General features: G+C 71.4%; 20 protein-coding genes. 11 read left to right on the top strand and 9 right to left on the bottom strand.

Annotated features, from left to right (window positions below; all coding sequences use genetic code 11):
- Window positions 1-150: 150 nt before the first annotated feature.
- Window positions 151-810 (top strand): phosphate signaling complex protein PhoU, encoded by a 660-nt coding sequence (gene phoU, locus FHR32_RS18020; protein ID WP_184755367.1) that lies wholly within the window; start codon window positions 151-153, stop codon window positions 808-810.
- A gap of 100 nt (window positions 811-910) precedes the next feature.
- Here the strand turns inward: phoU and FHR32_RS18015 are convergent, their stop codons facing one another.
- The 3 genes from FHR32_RS18015 to mshA all read right to left on the bottom strand — a co-directional run bounded on the left by FHR32_RS18015 (window position 911) and on the right by mshA (window position 3,507).
- Window positions 911-1,654: a phosphoglyceromutase gene (locus FHR32_RS18015; protein WP_184755366.1), complete on the bottom strand. Its 744-nt coding sequence runs from the start codon at window positions 1,652-1,654 to the stop codon at window positions 911-913.
- Between the two features lie 76 nt (window positions 1,655-1,730).
- On the bottom strand, window positions 1,731-2,210 hold the full coding sequence (locus FHR32_RS18010) for a type III secretion system chaperone family protein (RefSeq protein WP_184755365.1): 480 nt from the start codon (window positions 2,208-2,210) through the stop codon (window positions 1,731-1,733).
- A 10-nt stretch (window positions 2,211-2,220) separates the two neighbouring features.
- Window positions 2,221-3,507, bottom strand: coding sequence for a D-inositol-3-phosphate glycosyltransferase (gene mshA / locus FHR32_RS18005; RefSeq protein ID WP_184755364.1), 1,287 nt, complete (start codon window positions 3,505-3,507; stop codon window positions 2,221-2,223).
- Window positions 3,508-3,607: 100 nt separating this feature from the next.
- Here mshA and FHR32_RS18000 point away from each other — a divergent pair, with 100 nt between their 5' ends.
- A complete protein-coding gene (locus FHR32_RS18000) occupies window positions 3,608-4,345 on the top strand; it encodes an SDR family oxidoreductase (protein ID WP_184755363.1) in 738 nt (245 codons plus the stop codon).
- A 1-nt stretch (window position 4,346) separates the two neighbouring features.
- Window positions 4,347-5,162 carry a class I SAM-dependent methyltransferase gene (locus FHR32_RS17995; protein ID WP_184755362.1) on the top strand — a complete coding sequence of 272 codons (816 nt, stop codon included), beginning with the start codon at window positions 4,347-4,349 and terminating at the stop codon, window positions 5,160-5,162.
- A 71-nt stretch (window positions 5,163-5,233) separates the two neighbouring features.
- On the opposite strand, the gene FHR32_RS17990 is transcribed toward FHR32_RS17995, so the two are convergent.
- From FHR32_RS17990 to FHR32_RS17970, 5 genes are all read right to left on the bottom strand, one after another.
- Window positions 5,234-5,569, bottom strand: a complete 336-nt coding sequence (locus FHR32_RS17990; protein WP_184755361.1) for a hypothetical protein — start codon at window positions 5,567-5,569, stop codon at window positions 5,234-5,236.
- 70 nt (window positions 5,570-5,639) lie between these two features.
- Window positions 5,640-6,245, bottom strand: a complete 606-nt coding sequence (locus FHR32_RS17985) for a response regulator transcription factor (RefSeq protein WP_184755360.1) — start codon at window positions 6,243-6,245, stop codon at window positions 5,640-5,642.
- Window positions 6,242-7,387: a sensor histidine kinase gene (locus tag FHR32_RS46710; RefSeq protein ID WP_184755359.1), complete on the bottom strand. Its 1,146-nt coding sequence runs from the start codon at window positions 7,385-7,387 to the stop codon at window positions 6,242-6,244. The genes FHR32_RS17985 and FHR32_RS46710 overlap by 4 nt, the downstream gene beginning before the upstream one ends.
- A complete protein-coding gene (locus FHR32_RS17975) occupies window positions 7,384-8,064 on the bottom strand; it encodes an ABC transporter permease (RefSeq protein ID WP_184755358.1) in 681 nt (226 codons plus the stop codon). Before FHR32_RS17975 ends, FHR32_RS46710 begins: the two co-directional genes overlap by 4 nt.
- An 11-nt stretch (window positions 8,065-8,075) precedes the next feature.
- On the bottom strand, window positions 8,076-8,972 hold the full coding sequence (locus FHR32_RS17970) for an ABC transporter ATP-binding protein (RefSeq protein ID WP_184755357.1): 897 nt from the start codon (window positions 8,970-8,972) through the stop codon (window positions 8,076-8,078).
- Between the two features lie 211 nt (window positions 8,973-9,183).
- On the opposite strand from FHR32_RS17970, the gene FHR32_RS17965 reads away from it, so the two are divergent.
- From FHR32_RS17965 to FHR32_RS17950, 4 genes are all read left to right on the top strand, one after another.
- Window positions 9,184-9,540, top strand: a complete 357-nt coding sequence (locus FHR32_RS17965) for a BlaI/MecI/CopY family transcriptional regulator (RefSeq protein ID WP_184755356.1) — start codon at window positions 9,184-9,186, stop codon at window positions 9,538-9,540.
- The gene (locus FHR32_RS17960; RefSeq protein ID WP_184755355.1) at window positions 9,537-10,463 is read left to right on the top strand and encodes a M56 family metallopeptidase; all 927 of its coding nucleotides are present in this window, start codon (window positions 9,537-9,539) and stop codon (window positions 10,461-10,463) included. The genes FHR32_RS17965 and FHR32_RS17960 overlap by 4 nt, the downstream gene beginning before the upstream one ends.
- 69 nt (window positions 10,464-10,532) lie before the next feature.
- Window positions 10,533-11,060, top strand: coding sequence for a helix-turn-helix domain-containing protein (locus FHR32_RS46020; protein ID WP_184755354.1), 528 nt, complete (start codon window positions 10,533-10,535; stop codon window positions 11,058-11,060).
- A 4-nt stretch (window positions 11,061-11,064) separates the two neighbouring features.
- Entirely contained in the window at window positions 11,065-11,532 is a 468-nt protein-coding gene (locus FHR32_RS17950) for a hypothetical protein (RefSeq protein WP_184755353.1), read from the top strand.
- A gap of 132 nt (window positions 11,533-11,664) precedes the next feature.
- Here FHR32_RS17950 and FHR32_RS17945 read toward each other — a convergent pair whose 3' ends face one another.
- On the bottom strand, window positions 11,665-12,123 hold the full coding sequence (locus FHR32_RS17945) for a VOC family protein (RefSeq protein WP_221465451.1): 459 nt from the start codon (window positions 12,121-12,123) through the stop codon (window positions 11,665-11,667).
- 316 nt (window positions 12,124-12,439) lie between these two features.
- On the opposite strand from FHR32_RS17945, the gene FHR32_RS17940 reads away from it, so the two are divergent.
- From FHR32_RS17940 to FHR32_RS17925, 4 genes are read left to right on the top strand one after another with little or no spacing between them, the layout of a single operon-like run.
- On the top strand, window positions 12,440-12,778 hold the full coding sequence (locus tag FHR32_RS17940; RefSeq protein ID WP_184755352.1) for a DUF2516 family protein: 339 nt from the start codon (window positions 12,440-12,442) through the stop codon (window positions 12,776-12,778).
- A gap of 49 nt (window positions 12,779-12,827) precedes the next feature.
- On the top strand, window positions 12,828-13,373 hold the full coding sequence (locus tag FHR32_RS17935) for a GNAT family N-acetyltransferase (protein WP_184755351.1): 546 nt from the start codon (window positions 12,828-12,830) through the stop codon (window positions 13,371-13,373).
- Window positions 13,374-13,427: 54 nt separating this feature from the next.
- Entirely contained in the window at window positions 13,428-14,489 is a 1,062-nt protein-coding gene (locus FHR32_RS17930) for a LacI family DNA-binding transcriptional regulator (protein ID WP_312882436.1), read from the top strand.
- Window positions 14,476-15,987, top strand: a complete 1,512-nt coding sequence (locus FHR32_RS17925; protein ID WP_184755349.1) for a serine/threonine-protein kinase — start codon at window positions 14,476-14,478, stop codon at window positions 15,985-15,987. The genes FHR32_RS17930 and FHR32_RS17925 overlap by 14 nt, the downstream gene beginning before the upstream one ends.
- Window positions 15,988-16,041 lie beyond the last annotated feature (54 nt).

The following is a 16,041-nucleotide window of genomic DNA, read 5'->3' as shown; positions in this document are numbered from 1 at the left end:
TCACGTGATCCTCCTGTCGGCTTCACGCCCTCGATGGTAGGCGGGGGTTTTGCCGTTCAGGCTGCTCATGAGGGCATGACCATTGCCTTTCCCACAAAGTTCACTTTACGGTCGAGGTTCGTTCACCGTCGCGCGCGTACGTTGAGGGCCATGCGCGACGCCTACCACGAAGAACTCGATGCCCTCACTGACCGGCTGGTCGAAATGACCCGCCTGGTGAGGTCGGCGATCTCCAGGGCCACCACGGCCCTGCTCGACTCCGACCTCCAGCTCGCGGAGACCGTCATCTCCCAGGACGAGGAGGTCGACCGGATCTTCGCGGAGATCGAGGCGTCGATCTTCGATCTGATGGCCCGGCAGCAGCCGGTGGCCGTGGACCTCCGGACGATCGTCGTGGCCCTGCGGATGGGCACCGACCTGGAGCGGATGGGTGACCTGGCCGAGCATGTGGCCAAGGTCGCCCGGTTGCGTCATCCGGAGTCGGCGATCCCGCCGGAGATCCGCTCCACCATCCTGGAGATGGGACAGATCGCCGAGCGTCTGATCACCAAGACGGGCAGCTGCATCGCCTCGCGCGACGTGGAGTCCGCCCTGGAGCTGGAGGCCGACGACGACGCGATGGACAAGCTGCACCGCAAGCTGTTCAAGGTGCTGATGGCCGACGACTGGAAGTACGGCGTCGAGCCGGCCATCGACGTGACGCTGATCGGCCGTTACTACGAGCGCTATGCCGACCACGCGGTCCGCGTCGCCCAGGACGTGGTCTACCTGGTGACCGGATCCCGGACGCAGGACGCCGACCTCCGGTGAGGTCCGGCGGCCCCGCCCCGTGGCGGCGGACGGCCTGAGAACGGGGAAGGACCCACCGGGTCCTTCCCCGTCATGGTTTCCGGCCGGCCCGTCCCCGGAACTACTTGCCCTGGTTGGCCACGGCCTTGATGGCGGCCTCGGCGGCCTCGGGGTCGAGATACAGGCCGCCCTTGGTCACGGGGCGGAAGTCGTCGTCCAGCTCGTAGCGGAGCGGGATGCCGGTGGGGATGTTGAGCCCGGCGATCTCGTCGTCGCCGATCCCGTCGAGGTGCTTGACCAGCGCGCGCAGCGAGTTGCCGTGCGCGACGACCAGGACGGTCCTGCCCGCCGACAGGTCCGGCACGATCTGGTCGTACCAGTAGGGCAGCATGCGGTCGACGACGTCCTTGAGGCACTCGGTCCTCGGCAGCAGCTCGTCCGGCAGTGACGCGTAGCGCGCGTCGCCGATCTGCGAGAACTCGTCGTCGTCGGCGATCGGGGGCGGCGGGGTGTCGTAGGACCTGCGCCAGAGCATGAACTGCTCGTCGCCGAACTCAGCGCGGGTCTGCGCCTTGTCCTTGCCCTGCAGCGCGCCGTAGTGACGCTCGTTGAGCCGCCAGGAGCGAGTGACGGGCAGCCAGAGCAGGTCGGCGGCGCCCAGCGCGAGGTTGGCCGTCTGGATGGCCCGGGTCAGCACCGAGGTGTGGACCACGTCGGGCCGCACTCCGGCCTCCAGCAGCAGCCGGCCGCCGCGCCGCGCCTCCTCCTCGCCCGCGGCCGAGAGCCCCGCGTCCACCCACCCGGTGAACAGACCCTTAGCGTTCCACTCGCTCTCACCGTGCCGCAGCAGCACCAAAGTCGCCATACGGACAAGCTTAGTGGGCCATCCGCCCCGTGCCCGGGGGCCGGGAGGGACCCCGGCGGCCCGGCCCGGAGGGGGCTCAGCGCTCTGGATCGGCGAACCGGGCGAACGCCTGGAGGTTGGCGAGCGACTCGCCGCGCTTGGCGCGCCACTCCCACTCGCGCCGGATCGAGGAGGCGAAGCCCAGTTCCAGCGCCCGGTCGAAGCCTTCGTCGGAGTAGGTGAGCACGCAGCCGAGCAGCCGGTCGATCTCGTCTTCGGAGACCGCCGCCAGCGGGATCCGGCCGACGAGATAGACGTCGCCGACCGCGTCGAGGGCGAAGTGCACGCCGTACGTGGAGCCGTTCTTGGTCAGCAGCCAGCGGTAGAAGTCGGCGTGGTTCTCGTCGGGCTGGCGGCAGAAGAACGCCTCCACGTGCAGGGCCTGGTCCCCCACGATCAGCCACGTCATGGTCGCGAGCTTGTGCTGGCCGGGGAGTTTCGCCAGGAAGGCCCCGGGCCGGGGCTCCTCGTAGGAGACCTCCGCGCCTTTCAGCGCCGCCTCGATCACTTCACGCATACGCCCAAGCCTACGAGCAGTTGACCGCGACCGGCGTGCGGTGCAGGTTCGCCATCGCGCCCGCGTAGACGTCCGCGAGCCGGGCCGCGGTGGCCGACCAGCCGAAGGTCGCGGCCTGGGTCACCGCCCCCGTCGAGAGCGTGTCCCGCCAGGCCGGCCGGTGCACGAACCGGCCGAGCACCCGCGCCCAGTCATGCGGGTCGTGGCCCTCGACGAGCACGCCGGAGACACCGTCGCGTACGGCGGTGCGCAGGCCGCCCACGGACGCCGCGGCGACCGGCGTGCCGCAGGCCTGGGATTCCAGGGCGACCAGGCCGAACGACTCGTTGTGCGAGGGGACCACCGTCACGTCGGCCGCGCGGTACCAGTCGGCCAGTTCGTACTGGGGCGCCGGGGGGACGATCCTGACCACGTCGGAGATGCCCAGGGAGACGGCGAGGTCGGTGAGATAGGAGGGCCGGGCCCGCCCGTTGCCGCTGGGACCGCCGACGCAGGCGACGAGGAGCGTGGAGCGGAGCGAGGGGTCGTCGACGAGCATCCGGGCCGCGGCGCGCAGCAGCACGTCGGGGCCCTTGAGCGGCTGCACGCGGCCCACGAACAGCAGCACGTGGGCGTCCTGTGGCAGCGCGAGCCGATGGCGGGCCGCGCCCTTGGACGCGGGCTGGAAGACCGTGAGGTTCACCCCGGGGTTGACGACCTCGACACGGCCGGGGGCGGCGCCGTAGAGGTCGATGAGCTCCTGGGCCTCGGTCGGTGTGTTGGCCACCAGCCGGTCGGCCACCTGGACGACCTGTTCCTCGCCCAGCACGCGGGCGGTCGGCTCGGGCCGGTCGTCCTCGGCGAGCAGGAGGTTCTTGACCTTGGCCATGGTGTGCATGGTGTGCACCAGCGGCACGCCCCAGCGCTCCTTGGCCAGCCAGCCCACCTGGCCGGAGAGCCAGTAGTGGGAGTGGATCACGTCGTAGCGGCCCGGGTCGTACATGGCCTCGGTGCGCAGCACGCCCGACAGGAAACCGCAGAGCTGGCCGGGCAGGTCGCCCTTGTCGAGCTCCTCGTACGGCCCGGCGGTGACGTGACGGACCGAGACGCCCGGGGCGAGTTCGGCGACCGGCGGCAGGTCTCGGGATGTCTGCCGGGTGAAGATCTCGACCTCCACGCCCAGCTTGGCCAGACGTTTGGCCACCTCCACGATGTAGACGTTCATGCCGCCCGCGTCTCCGGTCCCCGGTTGGTCCAGGGGAGACGTGTGCATGCTGATCGTCGCGACTCGGTTGACCCGTCGTCGCCTCACCGACATCACCTCCGAGAGGGATCTAACCCTCCACTACTTCGTAATATTCCCGTCATATGGACACACCAGGCCGGGCAGGGTACCGCCCCTGGCAGGATGGAGAGCCATGAACAGGACAGCAGTGGTGACAGGTGCCAGCAGCGGGATCGGTGAGGCGACGGCCCGCCGCCTGGCCGCCGAGGGTTTCGACGTGGTGGCCGCCGCGCGACGCCGGGACCGGCTGGACAAGCTGGCCGCCGAGGTGCCCGGGATCCGCGCGGTGACCCTGGACGTGACCTCCCAGGAGTCCGTCGACGAACTCGCCGCCTCCCTGGACCGTTGCGACGTGCTGGTCAACAACGCGGGCGGCGCGGTCGGCCTGGAGCCGGTGGCGAGCGGGGACGTGGCCGACTGGCAGAGGATGTACGACATCAACGTGCTGGGCTCGCTCCGCGTCACGCAGGCGCTGCTGCCCCGCCTCGTCGAGTCGGGCGACGGGGTGCTGGTGATGCTGACCTCGGTCGCCGGGCTGGTCTCCTACGAGGGGGGCGGCGGCTACAACGCGGCCAAGCACGCCCAGAGCTCGATGGCCGAGGTGCTCCGGCTGGAGCTGTGCGGCGAACCGGTCCGGATCATCGAGATCGCCCCCGGCATGGTCCACACCGAGGAGTTCGCCCTCAACCGCTTCCGCGGCGACTCCGCCGCCGCCGACCGCGTCTACCAGGGCGTCCCCGGCCCGCTGTCGGCCGACGACGTGGCCGACGCCGTGGCGTGGTGCGTCACCCGTCCCGCCCACGTGAACATCGACCGCCTGGTCATCCGTCCCCGCGCCCAAGCCGCCCAGTACAAGATCCACCGCGTCTGACATGGGGAGACCGATCGGGGCGATCACCAGGGGGACGACGGGACACAACCGGCTGCGGCGGGCCGACCGGTGGATCGCCGCCGTCCACGGCCGCCTCCTGCGCTCGGCGGACCGCCCGCTGGTGGTCGATCTCGGCTACGGGGCCTCGCACACCACGACCCTGGAGCTGTTCCTGCGGCTGCGGAGGGTCTGCCCGCCGGTCGAGGTCGTCGGCATCGAGATCGACCCGGCCAGGGTGGCGGCGGCCAAGCCGTACGAACGCCCGGGGCTGTCCTTCGCGCTGGGCGGCTTCGAACTGCCGGTGAGCCGTCCGCCCCTGCTGGTCCGGGCGTTCAACGTGCTGCGGCAGTACGGCGAGGCCGAGGCGTGGGACCACTGGACGATGCTCCGCGGGGGGGTCGCCCCGGGCGGGGTGATCGTCGAGGGCACCTGCTCGGAGGTGGGCCACCGCGCGGTCTGGGCCGGGCTCGACGGCTCCGGCCCCCGGACCCTGACCTTCTCCACCCGGTTCGGCGGCTTCGAACGCCCCTCCGACCTGGCCGAACGCCTGCCCAAGGCGCTGATCCACCGCAACGTCCCCGGCGAGCCCATCCACGCCTTCCTGCGCGACTTCGATCACGCGTGGGCGGTCAACGCCCCCCTGAGCCCGTACGGCTCCCGCCAGCGGTGGATCTCCGCCGTGCGGATGCTGTCGAGAACCTGGCCCGTGGTGGAGCGCCCCCCGCTCGGCGGCCCCGCCCGCTGGAGGCTCGGCGAGCTCACGCTCCCCTGGGCGGCCGTCGCCCCAGGACTCACCGGCGGGCCCGACCGGCACTGACCTCCTCAGGACACCGGCGCGACCGGGAGAGGTCGCCGGTGCCGCCGCCCGGCGTGGCCGGACGGCGGCCCTCAGACGGTCCGGCGGATCCGGACGCCGCCGAACAGGGTGTAGGCGCGGACCTTGAACACAGGGGCGCCGGAGTCCTCTGTGCCGCGTTCGACGTGGCGGCCGAACGGGTGGAAGCCTTTGACCTCGACGCGGACGCCCGCGGGAACGGCGAGTTTGACGCCTCCGGCGAGGGACACCTTGGTCAGGGTGAACCGGTCACCGGGCGGGGTGGCACCGGTGAGGTCGAGGTCGGCTCCGCCGACACCGGTGATGACGATCGTGTGCTCGGGTATCCGCTTCAGGCCGCGCCGCTTCAGGCCGCCGAGGAGGGAGATCTTCCAGGTGGTGTCCGTCATGCTCTTTACGTTACGAATTCGCAGATCGCCTGATAAGTGTCATGAGTCGTGACCTCACCCAGGACGGTCGTCACAGCCATCCCTTCGACGAGGCGATGTCGATGGCCTCGGTCCTGGTCCGCGCGCCGAGCTTCTGGATGGCCGCCGACAGATGGTTGCGGACGGTCCCGGGCGAGAGGTACAGGTCGCGTCCGATGTCGGCGATGGTGCCATGGCCGCGGGCGGCCGCCAGGACGTCCTTCTCTCGCGGGGTGAGCGGGCTGGCGCCCTCGCTCAGAGCCGCGACGGCCAGTGCCGGGTCGACGACCTGGGCGCCCGCGGCGACCTTCCGGATGGCCACGGCCAGCTCGGTGACCGGGGTGTCCTTGATGAGGAAGCCGCGGGCTCCGGCGGCCATCGCCGCGTGCAGGTAGCCGGGCCTGCCGAAGGTGGTCACGATCACGACCTTCGTCTCCGGCGCCGCCGTACGGAGCCTTCTGGCGGCCTCCAGGCCGTCCAGTCCGGGCATCTCGATGTCGAGCAGGGCCACGTCGGGCCGGAGTCGCTCGCACGCGGCGACGACCTCGTCGCCTCGGGCGACGTCGCCGACCACCTCGAAGTCCTCCTCCAGGCCCAGCAGGGTGGCCATCGCGCCGCGGAACATGTTCTGGTCCTCGGCCAGGAACAACCGGATCACCTCGGTACCTCCACCCGTAGCCGGAAACCGCCCACCTCACGCCTGCCTGCGGACAGGGATCCGCCCAGAGCACGGGCACGCTCGCTCAGTCCGGTCAGGCCGTTGCCCGGCCGGTCCTCGTCGATCCGTACGGCCGTGCCGTCGTCGGCGATCTCGACGGCCCCCTCGGTCACCGTGATCCAGCAGCGGGAGCCGCCGCTGTGCCGCAGCACGTTGGTGATCCCCTCGCGGACCGTCCAGGCCAGCAGCCCCTCGACGGCCACCGGCAGCTCCCAGGAGTCCGGGCAGGAGATCTCACAGTGGACGCCGGCCGCCAGGGCCGCCTGAACGGCGGACGACAGCTCGGCCGCGAGCGCCGGCTGCCGGTAGCCCGTGACCGCCTGCCGTACCTCCGACAGGGCGCGGCGCACGATGGCGTCGATGTCCTTCAGCTCGCCGTCGGTACGGCCGGCGTCGATCGGGAGCAGGCGGCGGGCCAGCTCGGTCTTCACCGCCACCACCGACAGGCTGTGGCCGACCAGGTCGTGCAGGTCGCGCGCGATCCGGTTGCGTTCCTCGACGACCGCCAGCCGGGCCAGCGCCTGCTTGGTCTCCCGCAGCTCGGTCATCAGCTCGGCGGCGCGTCTGGCCTGGAGGGCGAACACGCCCACGAGCGTGACGAACCCGCACAACACCAGGGCGAGCCCGGCGTCCGCGCCCCCGGCGAAGGCGAGCAGGCCCGCGGACAGGCCCAGGCCGGCGATGTACGGCCGCGCCCGCCGGACAGGTCCCCATCCGGCGGCGGTGGTGGCCCAGGCGGTGGTCACCGCCCACGGAGGACCGGCCACGACGGTGAGGAGGAGCGTGGCCGCGACGAGGACGGCGAACCGCGGCCACCACGCCCGCGGCTCGGTGGTGAGCCGGACCATCAGGCCCAGGACGCAGATCAGGATCCCCAGGACGATCGCGGAGACCGTCAGCCACAGAGGCGCGCCGCCGGCCGCCTGAGCGGCCGAGGCCCAGACGGTGGCGGCCACCAGCAGCAGGGACCGGGACCGGTCACGGGCCGACCATATGCGGGCGATCCTGCTCTCGTCCTCCATGCCGGAGGACCCGGCAGGCTCGGCCTGCCGGGTCTCGTGGTCCGTTCCGGCGGTGGTCACGTGCCGGAGCTCCAGCGCCGCCGCGCCAGCACCGCCGCACCGGCCAGCACCGCCCAGGCCACCAGGACTCCGGCGGGGGTGAGGCTCACCGCCTGCCCGTCCGCCGCCGCGCCGCCGTACAGCAGCAGGCTGTGGGAGGGGGTGAGCTCGCGGATCCGCTGCCAGATGCCGGGCAGGTCGCCCTGGCCGATCACGCCACCGAGCGCGGCCAGGGCGAAGAAGACCACCACGATGCCGAGCTGGGCGGTCTTGCCGCGCAGGGTCAGCCCGAGGAACAGCCCCAGCAGGCAGAACGGCAGCGACCCGGCGAGCAGGACTCCCGCCAGCGCGGCCCATCGAGCGGGCGGCAGGTCGGCGTGGCCGACCAGGATCGCCGCCAGGCAGACGCCGGCGATGCCGGGCAGGGTCATCACGACGCCGAGCACGACCCGCCCGGCCAGCCACTGCGCGCCCGACAGCGGGGTGACCCGTAGCTGCCGCAGCCAGCCCTGGGCGCGGTCGTCGGCGACCCCGCCGCCCGCGGCCATCAGCGCCCCGCCGGTCGCGGCGTAGACCGCCATCGCCACCAGGGCCGCATCCGAGCCGCGTCCCCACATCAGGTAGAAGCCGATCGGGACGGCCACCAGGAACACCAGGTACTTCACGTTGCGCAGAGCGCGAACGATCTCGAACCGCACGAGAGAAAACATTACGCCGCCTTTCCGGAAGACAGAAGGATCAGTGCTTCGTCGAGACCGGCGCCGGTCACTTCCAGGTCGCGCACTCCGCCGATCACGCTGTAGAGGGCGCCCACCGTCTGGTCGGCGTCGTCGGTCCGCAGCTCCACCTGCTCGCCGCGGACGGTCACGTCCACCACGCCCGGCAGGGCCAGCAACCGCCGCGGCTCGGGCGCGGGCAGCACGCAGCGGATGATCCGCCCGCCCGCCAGGGCCTTGATCGTTGCGGGGGCGGCGTCCGCGACCACCCGGCCGTGGCCGAGCACCACGATCCGGTCGGCGAACTGGTCGGCCTCCTCCAGGTAGTGGGTGGCGAACACGACGGTCACGCCCTCGTCGTGCCGGAGGGTGTGAACGACCTGCCAGAAATCACGACGGGCCTGCGCGTCCATCGCCACGGTCGGTTCGTCCAGGAAGAGCAGCTCCGGGCGGCCCGCGACCGCGATCGCGAAGCGGACCCGCTGCGCCTGCCCGCCCGACAGCGCGTCCGCCCGGCGCCCCGCCAGCCCGGTCAGCCCGGCCAGCGCCAGGACCTCGGCGACCGTCCGCCGGTTGCCGTACAGCCCGCAGGCCAGCCGGACTATGTCGCGGATCGAGGCGCCGTCGGGCAGCCCGCCGCTCTGCAGCATCGCGCCGACCCGGCCCCCGGCGACCGCCCGCGCCGGGGAGTCGCCCAGGATCCGGATCCGTCCGCCGTCCGGCCGGGCCAGCCCGAGCATCAGCGCCACCGCCGTGGACTTGCCCGCCCCGTTGTGCCCCAGCAGGGCCACCGTCTCCCCGCGCGTGACCGTGAAGCCCGCCGCGTCCAGCGCCTGCGTCTGGCCGTACCGCCTGCTCACCTCGCGGAACTCAACCGCCGTTTTCTCCATGGCCCAACCATAGAAATCTGCGTTTTCGCAGGTAAGTGCCGTTGATCGTGACTTCACCCCTGACGACCGTCACAGGCTCCGCCCGCCGGACGCGGCTCCGGCGCCGGACGCCGAACGTCGGGACACCGTCAGCCCGGGGTTTCCCGCCGATCCAGGAAACTCGACAACCCGTAGTACTACCCCTCGTGGTGCAGGAGTTAGGCTTGTCCTCGTGAAGGGTCTCGGCGAGCTGGAACGCAGCATCATGGACATCATCTGGGCACAGCCAACCGCGGTGACCGCGCGCGAGGTCGGGCGTCTCATCGCCGACCGGGATCTCGCGCCCACCACCGTGATGACCGTGCTCGACCGGCTCACCCGCAAGGGGTTCCTGCACCGCACCCGCGACGGGCGCGCGTGGCGGTACGAACCCGCGGAGAGCCGCGACGCGTACATCGCAGAGCTTATGCTTGAAGCACTCGACCTGACCGGAGACCGGTCGGCCGCCCTTACCCGATTCGCCCAGGCCGTCTCCGGCAACGAGGCGGAGATCCTGCGCAGAGCACTGACGGAGCTGGAGGACGAGTGATAACCGCGGCAGTCCTGGCGACACTCGCCCTGGTCTGCGCGGTTGGCGCCTGGCGGTTCGCCCGGGCGCGGTGGACCTACCGTGCCCCGCATGTCGCCATCGTCCTGTGGCAGGCGCTCGGCGTAACCTGGGGCCTTGCCGGAACCGGCGCGCTGCTCGCCTATGCCCTGGAGCCCTACGGCCAGGGCGTGCTGCACGGCCTGGCCGCCTTCGCCGCCGCCGCGCTCGGCGACGGGGACGGCCCGCTCGAACCCTACGACCTGCCGCGGATCCTGGCCCTCGTCGCCGGGCTGACCGCACTCGCCGTGCTGGTCATGGTGCTGCTGACCGCGGGCGTGCAGACGCTCCGCGCCCGGCACCGCCACCGTGTCCTGCTCACCCTCGTCGCCCGCGAGGACCCCGGAGTCCCCGGCGTGCGGGTGGTCGACCACCCGGGGGCCACCGCCTACTGCGTGCCCGGTCTCCGCTCCCAGGTCGTCGTCAGCGCGGGCACCCTGAAGCTGCTGTCCGCCGACGAGCTGACCGCGGTGCTCGCCCACGAGAGCGCGCACGTCCGCGAGCGCCACGACCTGGTGCTGCTCCCCTTCGCCGCGCTGCGCCGGGCGCTGCCCTGGTCGCGGTTTATCGCGACCGTGCAGGACGAGGTCAGCCTGCTGGTGGAGATGGCCGCCGACGACGTCGCCCGCCGCTACTGCTCCCCGCGCCGCCTGGCCACCGCACTGCTCCGCTTCGGTACGGCGGGCGCGGTGCCGACCCCGAACGGAGCGCTGGGAGCGGCCGGCTCCTCCTCGGCGGTGATGGCCCGGGTCGAGCGCCTCGTCACCCCCGGCCCGTGCCTGCCCCGCCGGGTCCGCTACAGCATCGTCGCCTTCTCCGTCACCCTGACCGCCTCTGCCCCTTTGCTCTGGTTGATCCCACACTGACCCTTTTTTTGCTTGCAACTGTTAACCAAGGTGTTTGCAATTGCAAGCAGCATCGGGCAGACTGAAGACATGGCATTACCCAAGGTCGGCTCGATCGGCGAGTACATCCGCGAGCAGCGCACGCAGGCGAAGATCTCCCTGCGTCAGCTCGCCAGCGCGGCGGGGGTCTCCAACCCCTATCTCAGCCAGATCGAGCGAGGGTTGCGCAAACCCAGCGCGGAGATCCTGAACCAGATCGCCAAGGGGCTGCACATCTCCTCACAGGCGCTGTACGTCCAGGCCGGTCTCATCGAGGAGCGCGAGCCGGACAACGACGTGCTGACCGCGATCAGGACCGACCACCTCATCACGGAGCGCCAGCGCCAGGTGCTGATCGACATCTACGAGTCGTTCCGCAAGGAGAACCGGGCCGGAGCCTTGGACGAGGACGCGCAGACCTCCCAGGGAGCACCTCCCGCGCCGGCGCCCCACGGAGGGGAAGCCGGCTCATCGCCGAACGACGAGGCGCCGCTGCCCGAGGGATATCTCGCCGCCCTGAAGCCATACGCGGCCCCCTCTGCCAACGGCAACGTCACACCCGAAACCAAGGAAGGTTAAGACAATGACTCTCGCCACCGAAGTCAAGAAGCTCGCCGACTCCAAGCCGTTCTACGCCGTGGCCGGCGTCGGCGACTTCGCCGCCGAGAAGCTCCGCGAGCTTCCGGAGCAGCTCCAGAGGCTGCAGGGCCGCCGTGAGGAGATCCGCGAGGCCGCCAAGGACCTGCCCGAGAAGGCCAGGGAGTTCGCCGGCAAGGCCGAGGTCTACGCCAAGGACTTCAGCGGCAAGGCCGAAGGCTACGCCAAGGACTTCCCCGGGAAGGCCCGCGGCTACGCCGACCAGTTCACCGGCAGGGCCGTCGCGCTCTACGAGGAGTTCGCCAGCCGCGGCCGCAAGGTCGTCTCCAAGGCCAGCGGCGAGGCGGCCCTGGAGCTGGAGGAGGTCTCGGAGACGGCCGATCCCGCCGTCGCCACCCAGACCACCAGGAAGAACAACCGCGCCCCGAAGAACACCTCCGCCCCTAAGGCCTGAGGCTCACCACGGCCGTTCCGGGAAACACCGTATTCCGGCGCCGTCCGCCCGGACCTCCGTGTGCGAAGGCCCGGGCGGACGGTCGCGGTGTTCCCGGCGGGGACCGATGCGGCCCCCGGTCCTCCGCCGGGGTCAGTCCCTGCCCTGCCAGGTCGTCACGCAGGCCTCGTTGCCCTCCACGTCCGCCAGCACCCAGAAGGCGGGGGCTTTGGCGTCGGACAGCAGCACCCCGCCCGCGGCCAGCGCGGCCGTGATGCGGTGGGGTGCCTCGTCGTGCGGGACCGAGACGTCGAAGTGGATCCGGTTGCGCTGCGGCCGCGGCGCGTGCATCTGCTGGAACCAGATCGCCGGGCCCTGACCTGCGGGGTCGATGAGCGGATCCTGGGGACCCGACGCGCCGGCCTCGTCGCCGTAGCCCATCACGGCCTTCCAGAACGGGCGGACGGCGGCGATGTCGAGCGCGTCGATGGCGATCTCGACGAGCTGGGCCGACCGCGGGTCGCGGCCGCCGCGCGGGCGGCGACGTCGACCGCCTGCGCCAGCGACGCCACGGGCACCGACCCGCGCACGACCCCCAGGATGTAGCGCCATCCCAGATCGCCGACCGCGTCGGAGATCTCCCGGCGGCCCGGTCTTTCACCTGCGTCCGGAGCATTCTGTGTCATACCGACATGATCGCAGGATTCCATGATCAGGATCCTGCGACGGGGGCCGCCGGTCTCGGCCCCGTCCGACGTCGTGACACGCGCGCCCCCGTACCGGACGGACGCGTCTCGCGCCGGCCGCGGAGCCGGATCTGCCGGATGCCGCCCGTACGGCGGGCACGCCCGGGGTCGAAGACGACACGGAGGTGGTTTCCGGCATTAGGCTGACAGCACACCAGCGAGGCGAGCGTTTTGGAGAGACGATGCTTGAGATCCACGGTGTTCTGGATCTGATCTTCTGGATCCTGTCGATCGCCGCGTTCATCATGTCGGCGTGGGCCCTCTTCCACGCCGTGCGGACTCCGGCGCGCGCGTTCGCGATCACCGGAAAGCAGAGCAAGAAGCTCTGGCTGATCATCCTGGGGCTGGCCGCGCTGTTCTCCTTCACCACGGCGGTGGGCTACTTCGGGATCGGGCTGGGCCAGCTCAACCTCTTCGCCATCGCCTCCGTCATCGCCGCCGGCATCTACCTGGCGGATGTGAAGCCGGCCGTCAGCGAGGTCGGCAAGGGCGGCAACCAGGGCCCCTACGGTCCCTGGTGAGCCGATGGGCTTGCCCGCGCGCGGCCGGCCCGGATAGACACTCCGGGTGATGTTCGCCAGCAAGCCCACCCTGCCCGGGGAGCGCGTGACGCTCCGTCCCGTCGGCCCCGAGCACGTCGAAGGTCTCTGGGAGCTCGTCAACGATCCGGAGACCATCCGGCTGACCGGCTCGCACGGGAAGATCGACTACGAGGCGGCCAGGATCTGGTACGGCTCGCGTGGTGACCACGACGACCGGCTGGATCTGGCGATCTGCGCCGCCGACCACGACGCCTACGTCGGCGAGGTCGTGCTCAACGAGCTCGACACCTACAACCTCTCCTGCAACCTGCGCATCGCCCTGCTCGGCCCTCGCGCGTTCGGCAGGGGGTACGGCACCGAGGCGATCCGCCTGGTGCTCGACCACGTCTTCACCACCACCGAGCTGCACCGGGTCGGCCTGGAGGTGTTCGATTTCAACGACCGGGCCGTTCACGTGTACCGCAAGGTGGGCTTCGTCGAGGAGGGCGTGCGCCGGGACGCCCTCCGCCAGGACGGCCGGTGGCACGATTCGATCATCATGTCTGTCCTCGCCCCTGACTGGGCTGTCAGATGAATTTGACTTACATGTAGTGATTTTCCGGAAACATCTTTTGACACTTTCGAAACAATGCTACGTTCACTGGGAGCGCTCCCACCTGTGCGGAATCTTGGTGTGGAGGAAGTTATGTCTGATCTACCCACACTTGCCCAGGTCGCGGCAGAAGCAGGAGTCTCTCCTGCGACCGCATCCCGGGTAATCACCGGTTCAGTCAGGGTCAGCACATCGACCCGCAGGCAGGTGCATGACGCGATCTCGCGTCTCGGTTACGTACGGCACCGCGCGCCCCGTGGCGGGGCCGGACGCCGATCCGACCAGGTCGTGGCCATCGTGGTCTGCGAACCCGCGCACCGGCTGTTCACCGAGCCCTTCTACGCGAGAATGATCACTGCGGCGGAGGAGGTGCTCACCGGCCACGGCGTACCGCTCGCCGTGATGACGGCCACCGCCGCCACCTCCACCATCGCCGCACCACCACTCGTCGCCGGAGGAGTCGACGGCGTCCTGCTGATCAGCGCGCGAGATCGGCACCCGCTCGCGGTGACCCTAGCCGCGTCCGGCATTCCCGTGCGGAGCGCGGGCCGCCCGCCGGACGGCATCGACCTCCCTCATGTCGACATGGACAACCGCGACGGCGGCAGGCAGGCCGCCGAGCACTTCCTCCTCGGTGGCCGGCGGGCCATCGGCGTCATCGCGGGACCGCCCGGGCTGCCCGCGTCGCGGGACCGGCTCGACGGCTTCGTCCAGACGCTCGCCCTGGCCGGGATGACCGGAGTGCCGGTGGCCTACGGCGACTTCACCCACTCCTCCGGGGTGCACGGCATGCAGTGGCTGCTCCGCCGTATGCCGCACGTCGACGCCGTGTTCGCCGCCTCCGACGTGATGGCCGCGGCCGCCATACAGACCCTGCGCCGCACCGGCCGCCGGGTGCCCGACGACGTGGCCGTGATCGGCTTCGACGACGCCCCCATCGCCCGCCGGACCTCTCCCACGCTCACCACCGTCCGCCAGCCCGTGGAGGAGTTCGCCGCGCTGGCCACCCGGTTGCTCCTGCTCTCGATGACCTCCGCCGACCTCCCGAGGAACAATCCGATGCTCCCCACTGAGCTGGTGGTCCGTGAGTCCGCCTGAGCATGGCGGACTCCGCGCGGGAGACGTGCTCACCCGCCGATACCTGTTGCTGGAGCCGATCGCGTGGGGCGGCATGAGCGTCATCTGGCGGGCCTTCGACCAGTCGCTGCAGCGGATGGTCGCGGTCAAACTGCTGGACGGCGAGATCGGCGCCGACCGGGGAGGGCGCGAGCTCATCCGCCGGGAGGCCCGCGCCACCGCACGGCTCATCCATCCCGACACGATCGAGGTGTACGACTACGGGGAGGCCGTGACCTCCCACGGCCGCCTCGCCGCCTACGTGGTCATGCGCCTGCTGGAGGGGCGCCCGCTGTCCGACCGGATCTCCGAGGGGCCGCTGCCCTGGGCGGAGGCGGCGCTGATCGCCGCCCGGCTGGCCACCGTGCTGGCCGCCGCCCACGAGCGGGGCATCGTCCACCGGGACGTCACCGCCGAGAACGTGCTGCTGACCGCGGCCGGCGCCAAGCTGCTCGACTTCGGCATCGCGGCGTTCATCGGGGAGGACGGCGACGACCACGCCTGCGACTACGGCACACCCCCCTACCTCGCGCCCGAGCGGCTGACCGGCGTGACGGCCGACCCGGCGAGCGACGTCTACGCGCTCGGCGTGCTGCTCTTCGAGATGCTCACCGGCGGCACGCCGTACCCGGAGCGGACCTGGGAGGAGATCGAGAACGTCCGGCGGGTCGGACCTCCGCCCGCCGTCTGCGCTCCGGGACTGCCTCCCGCGGTGGCCGCGCTCTGCCGGAGCTGCCTGTCGCAGGCACCGGAGGCGCGGCCGAAGGCGCAGGATGTGGCCGACGGTCTCACCGCGGCACTGGCCGGTGTCCCCGGGACCACCGGCCCCCTCCTCATGCGCTGGACGGTGACCGCGGTCGCGGTGCTGGTCCTGGGGGCCCTCACCTGGAACCAGTTCGCCGCCGGTCCGGATCAGCGGCCGGGTTTCAGCGCCGCCCAGGGCCAGAGAGCCGGTCCTGCCACGCCCTCGGCCGCCGCGTCCGGCAGGCCTCCGGTGACCGTCTCCGGCACGGCCCCGCCCGACGCCTCGGGTACGGCCCCGGCGACCGTGCCCGGTGCGACCCTGGGCACGGCTCCGGCGACCGCGCCCAGCACGGCTCCCGGTCGCACCGGGCGCCCCAGCCCGCGAGCGACCACCGGAAGCGGTCACGACCTGCCCGATTCACGGACCGTCCGCACGGAGAACGCCCTGCCGTCACCTCCCCTGGTGGAGACGGTCCGGTCCTCGACGCCGAGTCTCAGCCAGAGCGTGCGGCGCTTCAACGCGCTGCTGGCCGAGGGCGAGACCGCAGGCGGGATCCGTCCCGACGTGGCGTTGGACCTGCGGCAGGTGCTGGCCGGCAGCGTCTGCTGTTCCCACGATCTCACCCCGATCCGGGGGAAGATCGCCGACCGGCACCGGGAGGGTTCCCTGTCCGACGAGTTCCGCGAGGCGCTGGAGTCGCAGCTCCGGCTCGTGGCGGTCGCGCTCGCCGGATGAACGGACCGGCTGGACGCCGGACAACGCACAGGCGGCGGTCGCCGGGATCCGGCG

It is taken from the genome of Streptosporangium album (assembly GCF_014203795.1).
Classification (GTDB): domain Bacteria; phylum Actinomycetota; class Actinomycetes; order Streptosporangiales; family Streptosporangiaceae; genus Streptosporangium; species Streptosporangium album.
The sequence above is the reverse complement of the archived record's forward strand: the minus strand, read 5'-3'. Positions and strand labels throughout refer to the sequence as shown.

What these genes read in the sequence shown, in the direction of transcription:
- phoU (WP_184755367.1), top strand. Translation starts at nt 151, where the DNA reads ATGCGCGACGCCTACCACGAAGAACTCGATGCCCTCACTGACCGGCTG.
- FHR32_RS18015 (WP_184755366.1), bottom strand. Translation starts at nt 1,654, where the DNA reads ATGGCGACTTTGGTGCTGCTGCGGCACGGTGAGAGCGAGTGGAACGCT.
- FHR32_RS18010 (WP_184755365.1), bottom strand. Translation starts at nt 2,210, where the DNA reads ATGCGTGAAGTGATCGAGGCGGCGCTGAAAGGCGCGGAGGTCTCCTAC.
- mshA (WP_184755364.1), bottom strand. Translation starts at nt 3,507, where the DNA reads ATGTCGGTGAGGCGACGACGGGTCAACCGAGTCGCGACGATCAGCATG.
- FHR32_RS18000 (WP_184755363.1), top strand. Translation starts at nt 3,608, where the DNA reads ATGAACAGGACAGCAGTGGTGACAGGTGCCAGCAGCGGGATCGGTGAG.
- FHR32_RS17995 (WP_184755362.1), top strand. Translation starts at nt 4,347, where the DNA reads ATGGGGAGACCGATCGGGGCGATCACCAGGGGGACGACGGGACACAAC.
- FHR32_RS17990 (WP_184755361.1), bottom strand. Translation starts at nt 5,569, where the DNA reads ATGACGGACACCACCTGGAAGATCTCCCTCCTCGGCGGCCTGAAGCGG.
- FHR32_RS17970 (WP_184755357.1), bottom strand. Translation starts at nt 8,972, where the DNA reads ATGGAGAAAACGGCGGTTGAGTTCCGCGAGGTGAGCAGGCGGTACGGC.
- FHR32_RS46020 (WP_184755354.1), top strand. Translation starts at nt 10,533, where the DNA reads ATGGCATTACCCAAGGTCGGCTCGATCGGCGAGTACATCCGCGAGCAG.
- FHR32_RS17950 (WP_184755353.1), top strand. Translation starts at nt 11,065, where the DNA reads ATGACTCTCGCCACCGAAGTCAAGAAGCTCGCCGACTCCAAGCCGTTC.
- FHR32_RS17945 (WP_221465451.1), bottom strand. Translation starts at nt 12,123, where the DNA reads ATGGCGCTACATCCTGGGGGTCGTGCGCGGGTCGGTGCCCGTGGCGTC.
- FHR32_RS17940 (WP_184755352.1), top strand. Translation starts at nt 12,440, where the DNA reads ATGCTTGAGATCCACGGTGTTCTGGATCTGATCTTCTGGATCCTGTCG.
- FHR32_RS17935 (WP_184755351.1), top strand. Translation starts at nt 12,828, where the DNA reads ATGTTCGCCAGCAAGCCCACCCTGCCCGGGGAGCGCGTGACGCTCCGT.
- FHR32_RS17930 (WP_312882436.1), top strand. Translation starts at nt 13,428, where the DNA reads ATGCTACGTTCACTGGGAGCGCTCCCACCTGTGCGGAATCTTGGTGTG.